We start from the raw sequence: 23,604 nt of genomic DNA, 5'->3' as shown, positions 1-23,604 counted from the left end.
CGGCTATTTCACCCATTCCAGATGTTGATGAATCGGCGCATACAGGCCATGGGCAAAATCATGACAGCAGTTTTGCAAGGCCAGATCCGGATCCTGATCCTGCAAAATAAATTGCCAGTCTTGATGCAGCAGACTGGATTCATCCGAAGCCAAAGGTTTGACACTCTCATAGCTGTTGTTCCAGGCCTTTAGCAATTCCGGCATTTCCACAATAGTCATTTTACCCTGTTCATTCTCGGCCCACTGCCACTCTTTTTTCATCAGTAATTCTGCCGGCAAGACCAGCGGCTGCTGTTGACCAATTTCCCAGGCCTTTAACCAGAGCTGCAAATACTCATGTGCCTTGCTCGAACTCAAGCCAGAAAACTTCAGGGTTTTATTACTGAAAATGACAATGCGCTCCAGTTCTGGTGAGCGTGCATCGTCATTCAAGTAAGCCAGCCATAGCAGATACTCCAGCCAGATCTGGGCACGGCGTTTTTCCGAGGCCGAAGAGGATTGCATACTCAGCCAGTAGCTGCTGTGTGGAACCTGAGGCACGTTTATATGAATGATCAGTTCAGGACTGAACTGCAGGGATTGTTGGGTGACTGGCGTCAGTTCTTTGCCCAACTGTAGCAAACGTTCTTGCAATAACTGCTGTTCCTGCTGGCTGCCCAGCCAGGTGGCTTGCTGGGTTTTGCCCACCGGCAAACGGTCTAGCATCAGGTTTGGCTCAATCTCCTGCTCTTGTTGTAACAGGAAATCCCGCACCTGATACTGTTCCAGCTTGTTCAATAATAAGGGTTCCCGGGAACTCGGCAAATCGGCATAGCGAATCGTGGAAACCCCGACACTTTTCAGGAATAGACGTGCCGGGAAAATCATATCGCGGATCCATTCATCACCTTTGAGTACCCGGATTTCTTTTTGTTCTAGTGCCGGATAATGTGCATTAATCCAGCTGCTGCGTTTGCCTTCGGCGCTGCGGATATATTCTGCCACTGCAAACCACTGATCCTGATAACGTGGTGTCTGCATATCTGCGAATCCGGCCGGATCAAAAGGCTGCAAGGGATGTACATGATAAAGCTGCTGGATATGTTGAGCGACCGATAGACCATGAATATCCACCATCGGATCGACTTCGACATCCGGCTGTTCAGACTGGCAGATCAGCGCGATATGTTGAACCAGTTCCTGCAAGGCAGTGGATGGATCGCGAGCCTCACCATCCTCCAGATCAAAGCCATTATAGAACAGCCATAGATTTTCCTGTGCCAGCAGCAAGGCATCCAGAAAGGCGCCCTGCTCGTCATCCAGACGGGAACGGTCACCGAGTTGCGGCTTCAGGCTGCGCATCAGGTCAAACGGAACCTGTTGATTACGGCTCGGAAATTTACCGCTATCCAGATTCAGCATCACCACCAGTTTATAAGGCAATGGCCGGATCTGACCAATCTGGCTAAAAGTAATCTGTCCGGTCGGTTCGGCCTGATCCAGCTGCATCTCCAGGGTATTCTGAATTTCTTCCAGCACATAAGGCAGAGGCAGACTGAGTGCCACCAGTTCCTGACTGGCATGAGGATCATCCTGGTCATGATAATCGGCCAAGGTCAGCATCCGCATTTGCTTGTCGATAATCTCGGCAACGGTTTTGAGCGATTCCACGCCAGCATCACGGAACTCGTTCAGATCGGCGCGCAGATATTCCAGCCAGGTTTTGACTGGCGTGCGCTGTCCGGTTTCATGCAAAGTCAGCCAGTCACGGCGCTCTACCAGATCCTGATAAATCCGGATCAGGGTGGATATCAAGGGAAAATCACTGGTCAGAACCTTGGCATAACTCAAGGTATCCTGAAATAGGGTATGTTCAGGAATCGCCAGACCCAACGCCAGACGGTCCAGCGCGAATTTAAAGCTAAACCGGTAATCCTCATCGCCTGCGCTCAGGCTTTGCTGTAAATGCTGCTGGTCCAGTCCACGCTTGAAGCCAGCATCTGTCAGCAACTGCAACATCCGTTCTACCTGACTATAGTCCAGACCATAATACTGCTGGGTGGCATTCAGGCTGAGCCAGTCGGCGAAGTCCTCAATACTGAAACGGCGCCGTACCCACTGAATCCGGCCCAGTACCGCGCGCCAGGCATTACTGACATCCAGACGCGACACCCCGGCAATCTGGATCGGTAAATACAGGTTATCTTTCTGCAGGCGTTTGCTGCCGGTTTCGCGCTCACGCGGTGGTGGCGCAAAGACACTACGAATTGCCGGTTCGAGTTCTTTCAAACTTGGCGTCAACACCAGAATATCACTCGGCTGACGCGGCACGTCATTCGTATCTTGAGCCAGCCAGTGAATCAGCTGTTCTTTGAGGACTTCCAGCTGACGTAATGAAGAATGACAGACATGAATCTGTACCGACTCATCATCAGGGCTTAAAGCATATTGATGCTGTTCAGGTTCCAATAAATACAGGATATCCGACTGGATTTTGGCCAGCAGCCTGTCCTGATATTCATCGACAAAGACATCGGCCCAGAGACCCTCTTCCCCCGAAGACAGTTTAGAGAGTAGAGAAAAATGATCCCGTGCCTGCTTGCCGAATCGGGTCAGGAGCGGATGCCGCGATTCCCGGTCTTCGGCATTAAAGTTCAGCTGCTTGATCCTGAAGTCTTTTATTTCCGCATCATTCGGTTTACGTTGACGGGTCTTTTCAAAACGCTGAATAAAGCGCTCTTCCCGCTGCAAATCAAACCTGGCTTTCCAGTCCGGATCGACACTGTCGGCCCAGTATTCCTGCGAGGGGTTGAAGTGAAAAATATAGATATCAATGTATTGCCCCAAACGGCGTAAAAAATCCAGCTGGCTGGGTGGCAGTTCCAGCAGGCTAAATACCACAATCTGGGCCGGTAGTCGTTTTAGAGCCTGGGCGCGGGTTTCTGCATTCTCCAGCCGCTCCCAATACAGGCGTTCAATCTCCAGGATTTTGGCATAATCATCCTGAAATACATGCTGCCACAACCAGCGTTGCCAAGCTTCCAGTTCACGCGCCTGAATCTTGACAAAATCCGCCACCTGCATCTCATGACCATTTTCATCTTTGGGGCTATAGATCATTTGCTCGATATCGAGCGCAATATCCTGCCCCCAGGACTCTAACCAGTTACTCGGACAACCACAGTTGTTTGGAGGACAGTTACGCGCGCAATAACCGCGATAATCCATATAATGGCTAAACAAACGCGACACCTGCTCGGCTACCCAGTACAGCATGCTCTGTTTTTTCAGCTGCTTCTCTGTACCCTGCTCCAGCCGGTCAGCACTGTCATAAATCCGCTTCACAATAGAATACAGCGGATGATCGACGTCTAAAGGAATCTGTTCAGGCAGAATGCATTTTCGTAGCGCCTGAAACACGCGCCATTTGATGATAATGCGCGGAATATTGGCTTCACGGACCTGCTCCACTTCTTTAGGCGCATTCAATACCCACTGATAGGAAGTCCATTGAAAGGCGCGAATCCGGTGATGAAACTGGGTATTGGCGCTAATGCCTTTTTTCTCGGCAATTTTCTGGGTCAGCCAAGTTTCTACTGCCGGAGATGGCACAATAAAGTGCCGGGTTTGTAACACCTCAAATGGATTCCGGGCAGTCTGGTTGACAATACGCAGCATACTATCCAAAAGCACATCAATACGTTGACTCTGAATAACATGAATGGCCATTGGTTCCCCTGAACTGCTGAATGTGGTTTTTACTACAAAACGATAAAGATTATTTACTATACATCCCGAGCGCTCTATGACACTTTAAAACCACACTTCAGTCGAAAAATTTCTTTGAAAAAAGCATCTTAAAGATGCTTGAATAGAAAAAAACAACATAGAGCTTAGGTAGTGCCCATGAAATTAGATAAAATTCCTGAACGTCTCGATCCGAGCCTAGATTTAGAACAAATCCGCGCCGAGTGCCTGGAACTCACCAAAAAACGCGCCTATTATTCTGCCGGTGCTGCGGTTATTCCAGTGCCGTTTATGGACGTGGTCATTGATATCGGTATCTTGTCGCAATTGATTCCCGAGATCAATGCCCGCTTCGGCCTGGCGCCTGACCAGATCAGTGTCTATGATCCAAAAACCCGTCAGGTGCACTGGAATGAGTTGCGTAAACGCGGCGTAGAATTTTCTGGTCTGGTGGTCGCACGTACGGCAGTTAAAAAATCTTTGAACAATGTTGCAGCGAAAGTGATCACAAAGCAAGTCACAAAATTCATTCCGCTGGGCGGCCAACTGGTGGCGGCAAGTCTGGGCTATTTTGTCATGAAAAAGATTGCTGAAGCACATGTAGAGGAATGCTACCGTGCAGCTAAAAATATCCAGCAAAAACAGGTGGCGCAAGGTTAAAATCCGGGTGAGCTGAATTTTTGCAGCCCTCTAGATACTCTTACTTCAGGCAGATTATTCTGCCTGAAGCTGTTTTAAAATAGCCTTTAATACTTCGACCCGTGCGGTATGTTTATCATCAGACGCGATAATGTGCCAAGGCGCTTCCTCGGTCGAAGTATGTTCAAACATATCGGCTGCCGCTTTCAGATAATCGTCCCAGCGCTCCCGGTTACGCCAGTCTTCTTCAGTAATTTTAAAACGCTTATGCGGTGTATCTTCACGCGCCTTGAACCGTGCTGCCTGTTCCTCTTTAGAAATGGCCAGCCAGATTTTCACAATCACCGTTTGATGCTTGACCAGGCTCTGTTCAAAACGGTTAATTTCCGCATAAGCTCGCTGCCATTCTACCGGACTAGAAAACCCTTCTACCCGTTCTACCAATACCCGACCATACCAGGAACGGTCAAAAATGCAGATATCATCATCGGTTTGCAGCTTGGTCCAGAAGCGCCATAAATAAGGACGGCTCAGCTCATATTTTTCTGGTGCGGCAATGGTATGAATTTCATATTCACGTGGATCCAGTTTTTTGACAATCCGCTTGATCGCGCCGCCCTTGCCAGCAGCATCCATGCCCTCAAACAGAATTACCACATTACGCGAATCGGAACGCATGGCTTTGGCGACCTTCGCGGTTAATTTTTTTAGTTCCGGTTTGTAATCTTCTGGCTGGGCTTGAGTCTTGGAAGGATGTTTTAACTGCTCGGGAATCTTGGCCTGTTTCCATCTTCCCTTGGCTCTGGCGGGATGATCCGGACAATGTTTCAAGGCACTCAGGATATACTGGGCAAATTGCTGGTCGCGCTGCTGCTCATCTTCGCCATCAATAATGAACCAGTCCTCGGTAAAGCGCTGACGCAGGCGCTGCAAGGTGTCATATTCTTTGCGATTGCGCCAGTCCAGACCATGCAGTTGATGCCAGTGAGTTTCACTCGGATCCATGGCATCCAGACGTTTTTGCAAGACTTTCCAGGACAGGTCAAACCAGACCTTGATCACATCGACATGGTTATTTTTCAGGTCCTGTTCAAAGGCCTGCATCTCTTGCAGATATTCATCAAACTGTGCATCACTCAGCGGGCTTTCAGCTTGCATGGCACTGCCAAGCAGATCACTGTACCAGTTACCAAACAGCACCATGATCTGGCCTTCGGCAGGAATAAAACGTGCATAAGGTTGCCACAAGGTCTGCTTCGGGCCGGCTAGCTGAGGCTTATCGGCTTTCACACGCAAATAGCGCGGATCGACCCATTCACGTAACTGTTTAACCGCTTCACCCTTGCCGGCCAGTTCAATGCCATTCACCAGAATCACCAGACTTTTGGCATTTTTCTGGCCCCGGGTCTTTTTTAAATTATATTGGGCATCAATCAGCTCGACAGACAGCTGATCTTCATCCATTAACTGAAATTGTGGTTGTTCCATACGCATCTTCAACCCTGATCTTTTATTCTGTTTGCAGTATAGCGAGGAGTTTCAGCGCAAAAATAGCTCTGGCAACGTTTTTCACACGATTAAATTGGCCATTTAAACAACAGATTGACATACAAATGCCCGATCTCTGTTCAATTTGTCATAGCAGGATTGTCCGGCAGCCTCTAAGATTCTTGCATCCTCCAATCATAATTGAAGCCTCATGTCCAAACTTGCCGTACTCGATGATCTGTTAGCGCATTATTATCAACTGGCTTATCACACCCGGCCTGACATTTTAAGCCGTTTACAGGATGTGCAGGCCTGGCAGAAAGTCCGCATGCAGCGCACCCATCGCGCCCATTTTGCTGAAAAACAAAACCTGTTGATGTCCGAATATTTCCTGAACCGTCTCTACGGCGGTGCTGACTTTGATGCGCTGGCAGAACAGATTGCCCGGCTGATGAAATATGCGCATAAAGCAGAAAAAGTTATTCCGGAAAATGCCATTAAAACCGGCACCTCAGGCGTAGAGCTGGCTATTCTGGCGGTACAACTGGATGAACAGGTCGCGATTCAGTTATTACAGGATTATCATCCACATGAACCGCTAACTGACGAGATGATGCGCCTGACCTATTTGAAGCTGGATCAGGGTGAAGCACGCCTGAAACAGTTGGCTCTGCTGGATCAGCTCGGTATGAGTCTGGATAAATACATGCGTTCATTTGTGGTCTATACCGCCTTTAAAATGTGTAAGGGCGCGGCGAATAAATATAACTTTCAGGTAATGTATGAATTTATGCAGGATGGTTTTCTGGCCATGAAGCCACTCAAATCGGCAGAAAAATTTGTACGCACGTTCACTGCCACCGAACGCCAGATTATCGAGAAAGTACATTCTGGCGATCCGCTACCATTTCAGTAAATACCCGATGAGTATTTCTGCCAAGCGTGAATTTTTCTGTATATTATTCATAACAATTGCATCATGATTGCTGAATAAGCCTTTAGAATCTGTCATGATGCAGACAATGCAAGATTAACCCGATTGATATGTTAGGAGTGACTCCAATGTCGAATGAAAATACAACGCCTACCCCTACCCCCGAGTCGGCACAACAGACAGACAAAGTGAGCCCATTCTTAACTGAACCCCTTCCACAAGGCACCCCGCAAGGTCAGCAACAATCTTTAGAACAACGTCTGACTGACACGCCTGTGACGGGTACTGTGCCCAAATATAATCTGCCACGCGGTGCCAATACGGGTAACGTCGGCTCAACCACGCACTTCGGCTATCAAACTGTAAACAGCGAAGAAAAAGCCCAGAAAGTCGCAGAAGTGTTCCACTCTGTAGCGAGCAAATACGACATCATGAATGACTTGATGTCTTTTGGTATTCATCGCCTGTGGAAGCGTTTTGCAATCAATATGTCAGGTGTACGCCGTGGCCAGCATGTGCTGGATATCGCGGGTGGTACTGGCGACTTGGCTAAAGTCTTTAGCCGTGAAGTTGGTCCGACAGGTCATGTGGTACTGTCTGATATTAACGAATCGATGCTGAATGTCGGTCGTGACCGTCTGATTGATGCGGGCTGTACCAATGTCGATTTCGTTCTGGCCAATGCCGAAACCTTAGAACCATTTGCAGACAACAGCTTCGATCTTTTAACGATTTCTTTTGGTCTGCGTAACGTGACCGATAAAGATGCTGCACTTGCTGCAATGTACCGCGTCCTTAAGCCAGGTGGCCGTTTACTGGTTCTAGAATTTTCTAAACCAGTGTTTGAGCCATTCTCTAAGCTGTATGACCTTTATTCGTTCACGGCATTGCCAATCATGGGCAAAATCATTGCCAATGATGCAGAAAGCTATAAATACCTGGCTGAATCGATTCGTATGCATCCGGACCAGCGCACCCTGAAAGGCATGATGGAAAATGCCGGCTTCCAGAATTGTGACTATCACAACCTGACTGGCGGGATTGTTGCAGTTCACCGCGGTTTCAAACTTTAAGGTTCCTTGCCTATGTGGTCAATTCTGGCACTCGGTGCTATTGAACGCGTGATTCATCATGTGATTGATCTGGATGCCATTACCCGCATCCAGCTGAATGCCCTGTCCGGTAAAATGCTGCGGGTGGTAATCGCCTCGCCGCAGCTTTCGGTTGATGTGTTTTTTGATGAAGGTAAAGTTCGTCTGGAACCAACGGCAACCGGTCATACCGAAACACCTTCAGTCTTTGAACAACGTCCATTTGACGCAAGTTCCTTGACAGTCACCGAAGCGACCGCAACCTTGCAGGTCAGCAATGTGGTGGAATTACTCAAGCTGCTGCTTTCCGATGAAGTCGGTAATATCCCCCTACAAGGCGACTACAAGTTATTGCAGGAAATCCAGCGCATCATGCAACAGGCGGAACTGGATCTGGCGGCGCACTTAAGCCCTTGGGTTAGCCCGACACTGGCACATGAAATTGGTAAATTGCAACTGCTGCCCAAGCAGCTAAAACGCACCCTGCAAAGTCAATTATTTTTTGCCGAAGATGCCTTAAAAGAAGACAGCGGTCTGTTTGCCCCCCGCTGGCAAATGGATGACCTGAATCAGGACACCCGTATCCTGAATCAAAATTTAGATCGGGTTGAAGCAAAAATCCATCAGCTTCAGGCTCAAATTGATGCCTCCAACAATTCTACTCAAGACTAGGTACACAGCTTTATGATTCCGCATGTTTCACGTTTACTCGAACTTTGGCGCATCGCCGCGCACTATCGACTCGACACGTTGTTTCCTGCGGAAGAATTACCAGAAAAATCCCGGCATGTGCTGTCCCTCATCCGGATGCATCCGGCTGCCTGGTCCAGTCGTGAACGTAAAAATCCGCTCAAGCTGAAACTGGCTTTAGAAGAAATGGGGCCGTTGGCGATCAAGCTCGGTCAACTGCTCTCGACCCGCCGTGACCTGATTCCACCTGAAGTTTTACAGCAACTGGTGTTACTGCAAGACCGGGTCAAGCCATTTGATAATGACGTGGCCAAGATGCGCATTCAGGAATCCCTGAAAGCTGATGTAAATACCCTATTCGCGCGTTTCGATACCCAGCCACTGGCTGCAGCTTCGATTGCTCAGGTGCATACGGCTGCCCTGCATGATGGCCGTGAAGTGGTGGTTAAAGTCACCCGCCCGAATATTCGCCAGCAGATTTTGCAGGATTTTGAAATTCTGGAATGGCTCGGTCAATTTCTGGAAAAACGTCTGGAAGCAGCACGTGCCCTACATTTATCAGAAATCATTCAGGACTATCGCCAGATCATTCTGAATGAGCTGGATCTGACGCTGGAAGCAGACAATACCCGCCGTATGCGCCATCACTTTACCGGCTCGAGCATGATGTATGTGCCGGAAATTTATATGGACAGCAAAGACGTGCTGGTAGCCGAGCGCATTACCGGGGTGCCGATTTCAGATATCGCGACCTTTGACCGGCTGGGCATGGATCGGGCCGATCTGGCGCGTAAAGGCCTGACCATCTTCTTTACCCAGGTGTTCCGCGATAACTTCTTCCATGCCGATATGCATCCGGGAAATGTCTTTGTAGAAACCATCAATCCGGCCAATCCGCGTTTTATTGCGCTGGACTGCGCGATTATGGGCGAACTGTCCAAACACGACCAGATGACCGTAGCACGCATGCTACTAGCGGTCATGAACAGCGACTTTATGCAGCTGATTCAGGTGGTGCATCAGGCTGGCTGGATTCCACCGGGGACTGATCAGGATGCTTTGGCTCGTGAAATGCGCCGCAGTGTGGGGCCAATGGTCTCAAAACCGATGCATGAACTGGATTTTGCCGGCATTCTGATTGAAGTGATGGATATCGCTCGTCGTTTCCATCTCGAAATTCCCCCTCAATTGATGCTGCTGCTAAAAACTTTGGTGCATGTCGAAGGTTTAGGAACCGACCTATATCCTGAACTGGATATCTGGAGTCTGGCCAAACCGATCCTGACAGACTGGATCAAGGCCCAGATGAATCCGCAAAAGAACCTAAAAGAACTGGGACAGAAAATCCCGGATCTGCTTTTAGGGGCGCAGGATTTACCGACCCTGATGATCGACAGCTTAAATGGTTTAAAAAACCAGTCGGCATGGCATGCCAAACAGCTCAATGAATTACAAAGCATGCGCCTGCAAATGGAACATCAGCAAAAACGCAGCTGGATGTTTGGCAGCGTCATGGCCATTCTGCTGGCGATTGCAATTATTTCACCATGGTTTGTGTCGGTGATTCTGATTGTGCTCGCAAGCGTGCTTGCCGTCTGGCGGATTGCTAAATAAATCTCCGTGATTTTAGAACATGATAAAAAAAGCCTGAAATGATGCAGGCTTTTTTTATGTCTTAAAGATGAGGATGACTCCAAAGTCACCTTAGGACATATCTTGCCATTGGGTCTTCAGACCTATCGCTTAAAATAAGCACACATTTGGCTAGTATAGGTTCAACCATGGTACAGATTTTACAAAGACGTGCGCCTGCGCTGACGATTCGTGCTGGCCATCTAGCACGTGAGCTGATTCTGCAACAAGGTTTGCAACCCGAACAAGTCGATATTGTACCTGGTGCTGCAGGTGGCCCCAAAGGCATCGGGATCCAGGGACTGGATCAGGCGATTTTTGGTGAGTTTTTTCCACGTGCACCTCAGCGTAGAACTTTGGTGGGTTCTTCGATTGGCAGCTGGCGTTTTGCCAGTATGGCTGCACATGGAGTTCAACAGGGAACCGAACGTTTGGGTGAGCTGTATACCAACCTCTATTTTCATAAAAAAATGACCCGTCAGGATGTCAGCGAAGTTTGCCGTGGCATGCTGCTGGATCTGGTACAAGGCAAAGAAAACAATCTAGTCAATCATCCAGATTATCATCTCGCAGTCATTTCAATTAAAGCCCAACACATTTTCCAGAGTGACAAGGCATTGCCGTTGCTGGCTTCTGTGGCTGGAATTCTTGGAACGACCGCAGTCGCGCGCCGGCACAGCCGTTATTTCATGCAACGTGTGATCAGCCAGCCCAATATCGGTGAACAGTTTAAAATCGCTGAAGATGGATTTACCACACATTATCATGCACTGACCGAACAGAGTGTGTTGTCTTGGCTGATGGCTTCAGCCTCTATTCCCGGGGTAATGGCAGCGGTGAACAATATTCCGGATGCACCGCAGGGTTATTATCGCGATGGTGGCCTGATTGATTATCACATTGACCTGCCCTTTCAGAGCAAAGGCATTGTGCTGTATCCACATTTTACCGATAGCATTACCCCCGGCTGGTTCGACAAGTTATTTAAACGTACCTCAAATCCAGAAAATCAGGCACGAACTTTGCTGCTTTCTCCATCGCAGCAATATCTGCAAAGTTTGCCTTTGGGTCGTTTGCCTGATCGTAAAGACTTTAACTTAAAAGATTTGGATCAAACCCAACGGATTCAGCTGTGGAAGCAATGTATTGCGGAAAGTCAGCGTCTGGGCGATGAATTTCTGGAACTGGTCGAGAAGCAGAATTTTGCTGAGGTGATGCAAGCCTTGTAATTGGCAGCAGCTGCCCGATTATTTGTATAATTGCTTTAATTTTGTGAACTGTTGAAATTTATGCAGAAGTTTTTAGTTGTCCTGCAATACCTGTGTCTGGCCTTTGCCATTTATCTGATTTATAGCGTCAGCATGTCGCTGTATCGCCAGGATTTTGTCCTGATGGAACTGGTCGCTGATATCGGTACGATTCTGATCTGTATCGACCTGGCGGTGTTTTTATTTACCAGTAAAGGCAAGCCCGGCATTAGCATGGAAGAATATGCAAAAAGACTGGAACAGCCACCATCTAAACTGGTCTATGTGACACGAAAATTGGGGCATCTCGGTATTTTGCTGATTATCACCAGCTGGATTGTGCCGATGATTAACTCATAATGATCCAATAAAAAACCTCCCAATTGGGAGGTTTTTTTAAATTAAAGATATCTGAAAATTATTTAGAACCTTTAATCCCTGCTTGCAATAGCAATGCACCCAAACCACCAATTTTTTGCTCTTGTGGTTTAGCCGCTTGAGGTTTCTTACCCTGAGGGCGATCACCTTGCGGACGTCCTTGCTGTGGACGTTTACCCTGAGGCTTACGTTCACCACGTGGCTCATTGTTCTCGCGACGTGGCTGACGTGGTGCTTTCGCCGGCGCTTCAGAACCTTCAGGACGCATCGACAGATTCACGCGGTTACGTTCAGCATCCACATTCAAAACACGGACTTGTACGATTTGACCCGGTTTCACCACTTTATGCGGATCAGCGACGAATTCATTGGCAAGTTCAGAAATATGTACCAAACCATCTTGATGCACACCCACATCGACAAATGCACCGAAGTTAGTGACATTTGTCACTACACCTTCCAGCTGCATGCCTTCAGACAATTGCGCAACTTCAGTAATGTCATCACGGAATTTAGCAGTGCGGAACTCTGGACGCGGGTCACGGCCCGGTTTTTCCAGTTCAGCCAATACGTCTTGAATTGTCGGCAGACCGAATTTCTCGTCTGTAAATTCTTCAGCATTCACTTGGCGAATGATTTCAGTATTGCCAATGATGTCTTTTACAGTCGTTGCTTTCGCTTCAACAATTTTGCTCACCAAAGCATATGACTCAGGGTGAACCGCAGAAGCATCTAGTGGTTCTGTACCATCTTGAATACGCAAGAAGCCCGCAGCCTGCTCAAAAGTACGCTCGCCTAAACGTGGCACTTTCTTCAAAGACTGACGATTGTCAAAACGACCATTTTCCTTACGGAATTCCACAATTTGCTGTGCAATTGATTTATTTAGACCCGCGATATAACCCAAAATCGCTGCTGATGCAGTATTTACATCCACACCCACTGAGTTCACACAGTCTTCAACGACCGCTTCCAAGGTTTTCGCCAGACCGGTCTGGTTCACGTCATGTTGATACTGACCCACACCAATCGATTTCGGATCGATTTTCACCAGTTCTGCTAGTGGATCTTGTAAACGGCGTGCAATCGATACCGCACCACGAATAGATACATCTAGTTCAGGCAGTTCCTGTGAAGCTAGTTCAGATGCTGAATACACCGATGCACCTGCTTCAGATACAGAAACACGCGTCATTTTCAGATCACTGTTCGCAGCCATCATTTCAGCAACTAAAGCTTCAGTTTCACGGCTTGCAGTACCATTACCAATCGCGATCAGGTCAACATTGAACTCGCGGCATAAACGCGCCAGCTCGGCCAGTGAACCTTCTTTATCGTCTTTTGGTGCAAATGGATAAATCGTGCTGTGTGCAAGAACATCACCAGACTCGTTCACTACCGCCAGTTTCACACCGGTACGGATACCCGGGTCCACGCCCAAAGTGGTACGTGCGCCTGCAGGTGCAGAAAGCAGTAAATGACGCAGGTTTTCAGCAAAGACGTTCATCGCTTCTGTTTCAGCAGCCAGACGTTTTTCAGTCAGCAATGAATGTTCGATCGTTGGACGAACTTTACCGAGCCAAAATAGTTTTGCAGTTTGCTTCAAGAAATCCTGACGCGCTTGTGGCTGAACAGTTTCAAGATTGTATTCAGTTTCAATACGCGCCAACGGGGCATCATCTTCGCCATCCACTTTCAGGCCTAAAACGTTTTCTTGACGGCCACGCAGCATCGCCAATAAACGGTGTGAAGGCACTTTATTCAAGTTTTCAGAGAAATCGAAATAATCACGGAATTTTTTACCGACTTCTTTTTTCTCATCACTGGCAACCAAACTTTTCAGCACGGCAGTTTTTGCAAATGTCGCTTTAAGTTCAGTGGTCAGCGCGATATTTTGCGCCCAGTCATCAATCAGGATGTGCTGGATCGCATCAAGCTGGCTTTCAGTATCTGGGTAATCTTCATGGCTAAAACCCACCAAAGCTTCAGCTGGATCAACGGCTTCATTAAAGATTTTTTCGGAAATCGGGCCTAGACCGGCTTCTTTGGCCTTGAATGATTTACTGGTACGTTTTGGACGGTACGGCGCGTAAATTTCTTCTAATGCATTTTTGGTTTCAGCGGCATTCACACGCGCCAATAAATCATCAGATAATTTATCTTGTTCTTTGAGTGATTCAATCACCTTTTCACGGCGCTCATACAAATCACGCAAGTATGATAAACGCGTATCGAGTTGACGTAGTTGCGTATCGTCTAAGCCTTGCGTTACTTCTTTACGGTAACGTGCAATAAAAGGAACACTGGCACCTTCATCAATAAGCTTGATGGCAGCCTCAACTTGATTTGGACGTACGGCAAGTTCTTTTGCCAACTGCTGAACTAAGTCAGTCATCGTGTTTGATCCCACAAGGATAAGTACTAAATGGCATGATTATAAAGACCGGGTCTATAAAATCCACCATTGTTTTTATTAATTTACCTCATCTTTATATTATGAAGTGCCACAGTTTTCAGCTTTTCCCGATAAAGTTTGTATGAACTTTGCTTTTTATCCAGCTTAAAATCGTATTTTTTGCTCATTTAGATGTATATATTTGGTATCTATGTCTTGATTTTAACTGCAATATTTGGTGCTTTAGAGCATAGTCAATTAATATCAATGAATCGTATACTCAAAGCCTATTTGATTTTTGTTTATGACGACAATAAAGAATAAAGGAGCATCTCATGAGTTTAGTTGTACCTGCTGAAAAAGCCGATGCCGTACATACCGAAACGGACCGGGTCGAACGGATCCTGGTGGTTGATGATGATGTTCGTCTGCGTACCTTATTACAGCGTTTTCTCGAAGATAAAGGCTTTGTGGTTAAAACTGCACATGATGCCACGCAGATGGATCGACTTTTACAGCGGGAACTGTTTTCTCTGATCGTGCTCGACTTTATGCTTCCGGTCGAAGATGGCTTGAGTATCTGTCGTCGTTTACGCCAATCCAATATCGATACGCCTATCATTATGCTCACCGCTCGTGGTAGCGACTCGGATCGTATTGCCGGTTTAGAAGCAGGTGCCGATGATTACTTGCCTAAACCGTTTAACCCGAATGAGCTGCTGGCACGTATTCGTGCGGTATTGCGCCGTCAGGTACGTGAAGTGCCGGGTGCACCAAGCCAACAGATGGAAGTGGTTTCTTTTGGCCCATGGTCGCTAGATCTCTCTACCCGCACTCTGACCCGTGAAGGCCAAGTGGTAACGCTCACTACTGGTGAGTTTGCGGTACTGAAAGCACTGGTTCAACATCCACGCGAACCATTAACCCGCGACAAGCTGATGAATCTGGCGCGTGGCCGTGAATGGGGTGCCATGGAACGTTCAATTGATGTTCAGGTGTCACGTTTACGCCGTTTAGTGGAAGAAAACCCAGCGCGTGCACGTTATATCCAGACTGTATGGGGTGTGGGTTATGTCTTTGTTCCAGATGGTGCTGAATAAAGAAAAACTTATTACGATAAAAGATTACCCCAATTTATTGTCCCTAAAAGCCATTCGCTGCTGTTTGAGCCTCCCCTTCTTTAAAGGCTCGTATACAAATGCGCGAGTTCAGCGAATGGCAAAGTTTTTACTTGCGTAACAGTGTTACTCATTTTTTCAAAAAAAGTAACACAACAAGCTCCTTCCATCGAAGGTTCAAGCAGTAAGATTCCATTACAAATTATTATTACTGCTCAATTTGGAAAATGCCAACAGGGAGCTGGTGTGAAACTCGACCCCATCGATCCACAAAAATTTACCGATTTTGTCAGCTACTCGGAAAAAAAGCGTACCCGCGGGGAACGCTTTCTCGACAAGATCAAGCCGCGTTCTGCTGCCATGCGTACCACGGTACTGGTGGTTTTTGTGGTCTGTTTTAGCCTGTTCATGTCCTTGTGGTTCTTTTGGCGTACCCTGTTTTTACCTGAAATCCAGCAACATGCGCGTTATCTGGCCATGGAACTGGAAATTCTTAATAATCCCGATCTGCGCCTGTATCATAAACAGCAGGAAGTCGATATCGATGACTGGCTGAAAAACCGGGTCGGCATTGAATACGTTACTAATCCGGCAGAATATCCCACTGTCCGTGAAAAGCTGATTGCCGAATTTTTTACCCGACAGATCGAAACCAAACTCGCCAAAGAGTTACGCATCGAACAAGCCACAGTCTATTTCCAGTTTAAGCCGAGTCCACGTATCTGGATCCAGACTCCTGAAATGAATGGTCACTGGGTACAGGAACCTTTAAAGACTTATGCCAATTATAGCAATGAACTGATTTTGGGCTGGTTGCTTGGCACGCCGATTATTGTCGGCATCATTATTTTGACCTTGGTGCGTCAGCTCAACCGTCCTTTACGCCGTTTGCAGAATGCCGCCAACAGTTATAGCCGAATCGGCTCAGCACCCTATCTAGATACCAATCATGGTCCACTGGAAATCCGTCAGGTCAATCATGCCTTTAATCAGATGATTTATACGCTGGACCAGACCGAGCGGGAACGCCGAATCATGCTGGCCGGCATTTCACATGACTTGCGCACGCCCTTAACCCGAATCCGCCTCAGTGCCGAAATGATGCCAGATGAAGACTTTCTCAAAGAAGGCCTGATTTATGATGTCGAAGATATGGACGCGATTCTGGATCAGTTCATTTCCTATATGCGCGATGGTTCCGATGAAGAACCGCAGGACACCAATGTCAATGTACTGCTACAGGAACTGGTCAAGCAGTTTAAACCGCTAGATATCCGATTTACACCACAAGATATACCGACCATTCAGGCGCGCAGCATGTCACTAAAAAGACTGATCGGCAATCTGATCAACAACTCAAAACGTTATGGTTCAGAACCAATTGAGCTTTCTGCGCATGTTGAAGAAGATCAACTGTTGATTTGTGTCGCAGACCATGGCGAAGGCATCCCGGAAGATCAGATTGAAGCCTTGATGCAGCCTTTTGTTCGGGGCAATTCGGCACGAACAGTACAAGGCAGTGGCTTGGGGTTGGCCATTGTGAAACGGATTGTCGATATTCACCATGGCCAATTGCGTATTCATAATCGTCCTGAAGGTGGGCTGGAAGCTATCATTTCACTACCCGTGAATCAGGCGAATCCTGAGACACTTCCCCCAGCCACTACACTCGATAAAATTCGCCAAACTTTGACTGAGCACTTTTAATAAGTGATCAGTAATTCAACAAATGACTTTTTAGTTTTTCTATACAATTCATTTTATAGTTCACGAATTCAATCATTTAAAAATCATCATTTTTTATTATACCTACATTTAGCTAAAAAATTAGACCTTAGCCTAACACCTATGCACAATACATTTTTTGAGCGGTACAATCCGTATCATAGTTTAAGAATTAATGAGAGTTAAAATGTCTTTAGATCGTATCCGTTTAGCCTCCCTACACAACAAAGTCATCAGCCCTGAACAAGCGGCTGAATTCATCCAAGATGGCATGACTGTGGGCATGAGTGGCTTTACTCGCGCTGGTGAAGCGAAGGCGGTTCCTTTAGCTTTAGTTCAACAGGCAAAAGCAAACCCATTAAAGATCACGTTAATTACTGGTGCATCACTAGGGAACGATCTAGACAAACAACTGACTGAAGCTGGTGTATTGGCACGTCGTTTACCGTTCCAGGTAGACAATACTTTACGTAAAGCGATCAACAACGGCGAAGTGATGTTCATTGACCAGCACTTGTCTGAAACTGTTGAGCAAATGCGTAACCTGCAGTTGAAAAAACCAGACGTTGCGATCATCGAAGCCATAGCAATTACTGAAGATGGCGGCATCATTCCAACAACATCTGTTGGTAACTCTGCAAGCTTTGCGATTTTTGCTGAAAAAGTGATTGTAGAAATCAATACGAATTTAAGCCCGGCATTTGAAGGCTTGCACGATATCTACATCCCGACGTATCGTCCAACGCGTCAAGCGATTCCATTGACTCAAGTTGATGAGCGTATTGGTACGCATGCGATCAATATCGATCCATCTAAAATTGTTGGTATCGTATTTAACAGCGAATTGCACGACTCTCCATCTACTGTAACTGCACCAGATGATGAGACTCAAAGCATTGCCAACCATTTGATCGCTTTCTTTGAAAAAGAAGTAGCTGAAGACCGTCTACCGAAAAACCTCGGACCTCTTCAAGCAGGGATTGGTTCAATTGCAAACGCCGTATTGACGGGTCTGAAAGATTCAAACTTCGAAGACTTGATCATGTACTCAGAAGTACTACAAGACTGTACGTTTGAATTGATCGATGCCGGTAAAATGAAGTTTGCTTCAGGTTCTTCTATTACGCTTTCTGCTAAGTACGGCGAGAAAGTATTTAACAACCTAGAACAATACAAAGACAAACTGGTATTACGTCCACAGGAAATTTCAAACCATCCTGAACTGGTACGTCGTTTAGGTATTATCGGCATCAACACTGCACTTGAGTTTGATATTTACGGTAACGTGAACTCAACTCACGTATGTGGTACCAAAATGATGAACGGTATTGGTGGTTCAGGTGACTTCGCACGTAATGCCCACTTGGCGATCTTCGTAACCAAATCAATCGCGAAAGGTGGCGACATCTCTTCTGTAGTGCCGTTTGCTTCACATATCGACCACGCAGAACATGATGTTGATATCCTAGTGACTGAACAAGGTCTTGCGGATCTTCGTGGTTTGGCTCCGCGTGAGCGTGCACGTGCAGTAATTGATAACTGTGCGCACCCAATGTACCGCGATGCGTTGAATGATTACTTTGACCGTGCATGTGCAAAAGGCGGCCATACCCCTCATCTTCTTCGTGAAGCGCTTTCTTGGCACTCAAACTTCGAAGAAAATGGTCACATGCTTGCTGTTGAAGCTGCAGTAAAAACTGCATAATTGACTGCATTCACAAAACGCCCTACGGGGCGTTTTTTTATGGCATTTTTATATTTTTTTTGAATAGTCAGAACCTGATTATATTAAGGAAGCCATCTGGCTATCACCTACTCTTTCTTCTTTTATTTATCCTGCCGATCTGCTGTAGAAATACACTTCTGATGCTCAAGGGCTTTAAATTCTGATTCTTCACCCTCATACTTGAACACAAGAGCAAAATTAGAGACATGACATGCGCGTAGATATCTGGTCAGATGTGGTTTGCCCCTTCTGCTATATTGGTAAAAAACGTTTAGAAGCTGCTGCACAAGAAGCAGGTATTGAGCTAGAAGTACATTGGCACAGTTTTCAGCTCGATCCTGAAGCACCGGTACGTCAGGAAGTCTCCAACTCTGAGCGTCTGGCGCAAAAATATGGCCGCACCGTGGCAGAAGTCGAAGAGATGCAGCGCAATATTGCTGAAATGGCCAAAGCCGAAGGTATTGAATTTAACTGGGAAGGTGCCAATTCAGGCAATACCTTTAATGCGCATCGCCTGATTCACCTGGCGCAAAGCAAAGGTTTGGGCAATGAAGCACAGGAAGCGTTCTTCTATAGCTATATGACCCAAGGTCTGGCGATTGGAGAACGTGAAACACTGGAAGATGTCGCAGCGCGTATTGGCCTGAATCCGGTCGAAGTCGATGACCTGTTGGATTCGGAAGAATATGCCGACTTTGTCAAATTCGATCAGGAAGTCGCACACGAACAACTCAAAGTGACTGGTGTGCCTTTCTTTGTTTTTGATCAACGTGTGGCATTGGCAGGCGCGCAACCTAAAGAAGTTTTCTTGCAAGTATTTGAAAAAGCGCTCGATACATCAACCAATAGTCAGGCAGCACAGTGCTCAACAGAAACGTGTGACACCCCAGACCAAGCTAAATAAAGCAACGTTCAATAAAAAACCCCATTTCAAATGGGGTTTTTTATTTGTTATTGAATTGTATTCACTTAATCAACCAGAAAACTAATTTTTAAATTGACACGATATTCCGTGATTTTATTTTCTTTAATGACAACCTTCTGTTCATTGATCCAAGCACCTTGTACATTTTTGACCGTTTCTGTGACTTTTTGAATGCCCGTTTGAATCGCATCTTCAAAGCTTTTATTGCTGCTTGAATTGACTTCTACCACTTTTGCAATTGCCATAATAAAACTCTCAAAATGAAAATGAATGAAATTCTATCTTAGTCCATTCCTAGAAGATTGCAGCAGCCCGTAAACAAGCGATAGCAAAAACTTACATGGATTGAACAAAGCTCGAAATTTAGTTTTAAATTGGCAGATCAAAAACACATGACCTTTTATTTTAACACTCGATTAAGTCCAGATTTTCATCGCTAAAATAAAGTATAAAGCCCTGTAAAACCATAAAAATCAAACTAGAGTAAATATACTAATTTATTGTTTTGTAGAGTAATTTATCTAAAATTTACTGCCTGAATTTGCCGAATCTATCATTTTCTATTAAGTCTTATTTGCTATTATTTCACCCGAATTAGGTTTAAATATTCTCCTCTGTTCAAGTCATTGAACACTCTGATATTAAAGGTCATCCTATGAATGCTCTTAAATTTGCTTTCGCAGCAACCGTTATGGCTTTTTCTGTTCAAGCGTCTGCACAAATGGCGCAAGTGGTTCATCTGCCAGACTTTCCAGCGACTAAAGCACCTGCGGAAACAGTAAATACAGATGCTGCGACTGTGGTAACTGAAAAAACGGCTTAATGCAAAGCTGTTTTTCATTAAAACAGGCTGATTGATTCAGCCTGTTTTTTTTGATCATATTGAACACATTCAGTGTGAAAGATGCACGACTCTAAAAAAATATCGACTATTTCCTACTCTCATTTTTTCTATTGATTTTTATCACTTTTAATTAAAAAATTTGTTTATAAAATACTCAAAATAGATCACTATTTTATGTGATCTCTGCTTATAATTGCAGCAATATAAATAGATCAATGATAAGAAAATTTTTTATGCATGAACTTCAGGCATTGGTACAGGGCAAAATTCCGCCTCATTCCGTTTCTATTGATTATTTAATTGAGATGGCAGAAAGCTATACCGACTCAAATTCTGCTGAATACAGACTAGTGGAGCTGGCGGTTAACCTCGTACTGGCACAAACCCTGGATAAAGTACTGAAACATCTCTAGAGATCAAAAAATGAATGCTTTAGAAAAAGCACACTTAATTAAAGAACTACATGGACTGGCGCAGCAACTGGAGCATAAAGTCCTGCCTTTATATGAAATTGCCCGTTCTAAAAAAAGAATACGCGATATTTTTAATCTGTGTGATGAACCTATTTTCAAAACCCAGATTTCAGCATTTAAAGTTCGCACTCAGCCTGAACTTGTCACCTACCAATTTTCTGCTAACACGTCTTATCATTTAAGCTTTCGTGGCTATTTCACCGAAATCTTGGCGCTGGAACAAGCATTGTATGCCCATCCGGATTCAGGCTGGGCAGTTTTACATCATCCTGAACGTGGCTGGCAAATCTGGCTGATTCCGGCTCCCCAAGCTCCTGCCCTGCACAGCCAATGGGCTGAACTGCAACACTGTTATATCTGGCTGTTACAACAACAGCAGCGGTTTTCTTGCCTGAAACAGGATCCACCCTTGATCGTTCCTGCCTTATCCTTACACGAAGCTGAAACCAGCTGCAATTCTATGGAAACAACCAAATATCATCGGGGACGGCCGCGCGCAAGAATTCATGCACTAGAATTAAATCGCTTAGATGAGTCAACCAATCAAATACTAACTGAACCCAAGGAACTAAATCCTCAACTAAAAGCTGAAACGACAATTCAGCAAGAACAGATCACAGTCTCCGAATTGATTCAATTCCCTGTACAGATCCAACTGGGCAAACTAAACGCTCATGTACACCCTTTAGGTTTAGAAGAAACTAATATCCAGCGGCTCTGTGCTTTAGAACTAGAATCCGATGTCGAACAACACCCTGTTTATCTGGATATTGTCTTATATTATGCGGCAGAAGATAACTGGCAGGCACGTCAGGTTTATTTGGTTGAGCAATTGAATCTGCAAGGTCAGTTTGTTAAATATCTGATGCTCTTAGGGGTACCGAGTCAGTTGCAGGCTCACTATTGTATTCAACATTGGCTGAGCCATCATCAACATCAGGCTGCTGCGATTAAATCACTGGCGTGGTCTGTTATAAGCACCAGGTTCATGCAACTCGAGTTTTTTTCAACGGCTTACTTGCAGCAGGCTGAAACAGTCTGGACACAGCCAGATTACCATCCATTTATACCCGCACAGTACATTCAAAAGCAGAAATTTATCTCGTTTAAAGAAGCTGCTGCGGATTTTTCTACCCCAGTGCTTTTGCTACAGGAACATCAAAAAATCCGAGTGATTCATGGTGAAAAACGCATCTCTCTCGCAGAGGATGAGCTGGCCTATCCATACATCTTGCTGCAACGCGACAAACAGCTAAATTGGCAGAATATTCACAATATTATTTTAACAATGCCACAACCCATTCGGGTATTAGAGCTTTATCGGGAAATTCAGGCTCAAATGATTGAATAATTGCTGTTATTTTGTAGCTTTAACTTGCTTTTTAAGGCCGTTTTTTAGAAAACTACAGCTGAATATAAGAATACAAGAGCAACAAATATCTCATGCAAATAAACAGGGTTACTCAAATTTTACTGCTCTCTCTGGGCTTAGGAATGAGTGGTAGCATGTCTTGGGCCAATTCAGTCACAACTGCTCCTGCCAGTCCAACGAATATAGAGCCAAGCCGATCAGGCTTGCTGGATCAGATTCCACGTTTGATCGATGCAACACCCACGGTTCTGCCGGAGCAATCAAATGTCGCCATTGTTCCATCCACGCTAGAGACAGAAAATTATTCATGGGCGGATCAAAAGCAGAAAGGCATCCGCGAATGGGCCGATCGTACTGCGCATAAAATTGATAACTGGTTTGGTGAAAGCGATCCGGATCAGCCAGCTGCAGCTACATTACGGATCATTCTAGATAATCGCTGGGATGAATATGAAGGCTATGAGATTAAGCCCCGAATCCGCGGCAAGATCAAGCTTCCGACCTTGGAACAAAAGCTGAGTGTGGTGTTTGGTGATGACAGTCTGGACAATGAATTAGACAGCAATGTCGCGATTACCAATGAAAATCCTGCCACTTCCGGAAATAAGCGTCTGGATACTAAACGTGCCCGTGAAGATAACAGCTCTTTTGCCTTACGTTGGTCTGAATGGTCAGATCGTATTCCTTTTGAAACCGATCTGGATCTGGGCTTACGTTCTGGAGATGATATTTACCTACGCGTCAAAGCCAGTAAAGATTGGACACTAGAAAATGACTACTCTTTTCATGCCGAACAGATTTATCGCTATGGTATTCAAAGCGAAAACTATTTACGGACCAACCTGGAACTGATTCATGCCCGTCCCAATCAGGCCTTTTTCTCTAATCAGCTCAGTCTGACTTATGCCGATGATCAAGACGATGATCTCACTTGGGACAACTACACCTTTAGGCAACATCAGTTTTTTCAAGACAACCGTTTTAGTTACGGCATTTATACCGGTGGTTATCTGAATGACAAGGATCTGCGTCTTAATCGCTGGGGCCCTTATGTGTCCTGGAGACAACCTTTTTTACGTGAATGGTTTTTTGTCCAGACTGACCTGAACTATTTGAATGATCATCGCGAGGATCGTGATCACTATGTTGGGGCTTTGGTACGTTTAGAAGCGTTATTTTAAACTGAATGATGGTAGAAAAT

19 protein-coding genes are annotated in these 23,604 nt (G+C 45.7%); 15 read left to right on the top strand and 4 right to left on the bottom strand.

Going from position 1 to position 23,604, the window contains the following annotated elements; translation table 11 throughout:
• Positions 1 to 3: 3 nt before the first annotated feature.
• Positions 4 to 3,708: an exodeoxyribonuclease V subunit gamma gene (locus tag F893_RS04075; protein ID WP_005250483.1), complete on the bottom strand. Its 3,705-nt coding sequence runs from the start codon at positions 3,706 to 3,708 to the stop codon at positions 4 to 6.
• A gap of 177 nt (positions 3,709 to 3,885) precedes the next feature.
• Here F893_RS04075 and F893_RS04070 point away from each other — a divergent pair, with 177 nt between their 5' ends.
• A complete protein-coding gene (locus F893_RS04070) occupies positions 3,886 to 4,386 on the top strand; it encodes a hypothetical protein (protein WP_004278581.1) in 501 nt (166 codons plus the stop codon).
• A gap of 54 nt (positions 4,387 to 4,440) precedes the next feature.
• Here the strand turns inward: F893_RS04070 and F893_RS04065 are convergent, their stop codons facing one another.
• A complete protein-coding gene (locus F893_RS04065) occupies positions 4,441 to 5,859 on the bottom strand; it encodes a polyphosphate:AMP phosphotransferase (RefSeq protein ID WP_004729341.1) in 1,419 nt (472 codons plus the stop codon).
• A gap of 205 nt (positions 5,860 to 6,064) precedes the next feature.
• Between F893_RS04065 and F893_RS04060 the strand changes: the two genes are divergently transcribed.
• The 6 genes from F893_RS04060 (at position 6,065) to F893_RS04035 (ending at position 11,807) form a co-directional block, all read left to right on the top strand.
• The gene (locus tag F893_RS04060) at positions 6,065 to 6,769 is read left to right on the top strand and encodes a DUF8198 family protein (protein ID WP_004647334.1); all 705 of its coding nucleotides are present in this window, start codon (positions 6,065 to 6,067) and stop codon (positions 6,767 to 6,769) included.
• A gap of 146 nt (positions 6,770 to 6,915) precedes the next feature.
• Positions 6,916 to 7,860, top strand: coding sequence for a bifunctional demethylmenaquinone methyltransferase/2-methoxy-6-polyprenyl-1,4-benzoquinol methylase UbiE (gene ubiE, locus F893_RS04055; protein WP_004647333.1), 945 nt, complete (start codon positions 6,916 to 6,918; stop codon positions 7,858 to 7,860).
• Between the two features lie 12 nt (positions 7,861 to 7,872).
• On the top strand, positions 7,873 to 8,550 hold the full coding sequence (locus tag F893_RS04050; protein WP_005102869.1) for a ubiquinone biosynthesis accessory factor UbiJ: 678 nt from the start codon (positions 7,873 to 7,875) through the stop codon (positions 8,548 to 8,550).
• A gap of 12 nt (positions 8,551 to 8,562) precedes the next feature.
• Entirely contained in the window at positions 8,563 to 10,182 is a 1,620-nt protein-coding gene (locus tag F893_RS04045; RefSeq protein WP_004729335.1) for an ABC1 kinase family protein, read from the top strand.
• A gap of 167 nt (positions 10,183 to 10,349) precedes the next feature.
• Positions 10,350 to 11,429 (top strand): patatin-like phospholipase family protein, encoded by a 1,080-nt coding sequence (locus F893_RS04040; RefSeq protein WP_005102867.1) that lies wholly within the window; start codon positions 10,350 to 10,352, stop codon positions 11,427 to 11,429.
• 60 nt (positions 11,430 to 11,489) lie between these two features.
• Entirely contained in the window at positions 11,490 to 11,807 is a 318-nt protein-coding gene (locus tag F893_RS04035; protein WP_004729331.1) for a hypothetical protein, read from the top strand.
• 58 nt (positions 11,808 to 11,865) lie between these two features.
• Here F893_RS04035 and F893_RS04030 read toward each other — a convergent pair whose 3' ends face one another.
• A complete protein-coding gene (locus tag F893_RS04030) occupies positions 11,866 to 14,220 on the bottom strand; it encodes a Tex family protein (RefSeq protein WP_005102865.1) in 2,355 nt (784 codons plus the stop codon).
• Between the two features lie 335 nt (positions 14,221 to 14,555).
• On the opposite strand from F893_RS04030, the gene ompR reads away from it, so the two are divergent.
• From ompR to F893_RS04010, 4 genes are all read left to right on the top strand, one after another.
• A complete protein-coding gene (ompR, locus tag F893_RS04025; RefSeq protein WP_004278590.1) occupies positions 14,556 to 15,320 on the top strand; it encodes an osmolarity response regulator transcription factor OmpR in 765 nt (254 codons plus the stop codon).
• A gap of 264 nt (positions 15,321 to 15,584) precedes the next feature.
• A complete protein-coding gene (locus F893_RS04020; protein ID WP_034435905.1) occupies positions 15,585 to 17,045 on the top strand; it encodes an ATP-binding protein in 1,461 nt (486 codons plus the stop codon).
• Between the two features lie 205 nt (positions 17,046 to 17,250).
• Positions 17,251 to 18,768, top strand: a complete 1,518-nt coding sequence (locus F893_RS04015) for an acetyl-CoA hydrolase/transferase family protein (RefSeq protein WP_005250478.1) — start codon at positions 17,251 to 17,253, stop codon at positions 18,766 to 18,768.
• Between the two features lie 232 nt (positions 18,769 to 19,000).
• A complete protein-coding gene (locus tag F893_RS04010) occupies positions 19,001 to 19,693 on the top strand; it encodes a DsbA family oxidoreductase (protein WP_005102861.1) in 693 nt (230 codons plus the stop codon).
• Between the two features lie 65 nt (positions 19,694 to 19,758).
• Here F893_RS04010 and F893_RS04005 read toward each other — a convergent pair whose 3' ends face one another.
• Positions 19,759 to 19,959 carry a dodecin family protein gene (locus tag F893_RS04005; protein WP_004278594.1) on the bottom strand — a complete coding sequence of 67 codons (201 nt, stop codon included), beginning with the start codon at positions 19,957 to 19,959 and terminating at the stop codon, positions 19,759 to 19,761.
• 410 nt (positions 19,960 to 20,369) lie between these two features.
• Here F893_RS04005 and F893_RS18070 point away from each other — a divergent pair, with 410 nt between their 5' ends.
• From F893_RS18070 to F893_RS03990, 4 genes are all read left to right on the top strand, one after another.
• Entirely contained in the window at positions 20,370 to 20,537 is a 168-nt protein-coding gene (locus F893_RS18070) for a hypothetical protein (RefSeq protein WP_005102860.1), read from the top strand.
• A 254-nt stretch (positions 20,538 to 20,791) separates the two neighbouring features.
• The gene (locus F893_RS04000; protein ID WP_005102858.1) at positions 20,792 to 20,971 is read left to right on the top strand and encodes a hypothetical protein; all 180 of its coding nucleotides are present in this window, start codon (positions 20,792 to 20,794) and stop codon (positions 20,969 to 20,971) included.
• Positions 20,972 to 20,981: 10 nt separating this feature from the next.
• Positions 20,982 to 22,382: a hypothetical protein gene (locus F893_RS03995; protein ID WP_005250475.1), complete on the top strand. Its 1,401-nt coding sequence runs from the start codon at positions 20,982 to 20,984 to the stop codon at positions 22,380 to 22,382.
• 92 nt (positions 22,383 to 22,474) lie between these two features.
• On the top strand, positions 22,475 to 23,584 hold the full coding sequence (locus F893_RS03990) for a hypothetical protein (protein WP_005102854.1): 1,110 nt from the start codon (positions 22,475 to 22,477) through the stop codon (positions 23,582 to 23,584).
• Positions 23,585 to 23,604: the final 20 nt, after the last annotated feature.

It is taken from the genome of Acinetobacter sp. CIP 102136, assembly GCF_000369685.1.
GTDB lineage: Bacteria > Pseudomonadota > Gammaproteobacteria > Pseudomonadales > Moraxellaceae > Acinetobacter > Acinetobacter fasciculus.
The sequence above is the reverse complement of the archived record's forward strand: the minus strand, read 5'-3'. Positions and strand labels throughout refer to the sequence as shown.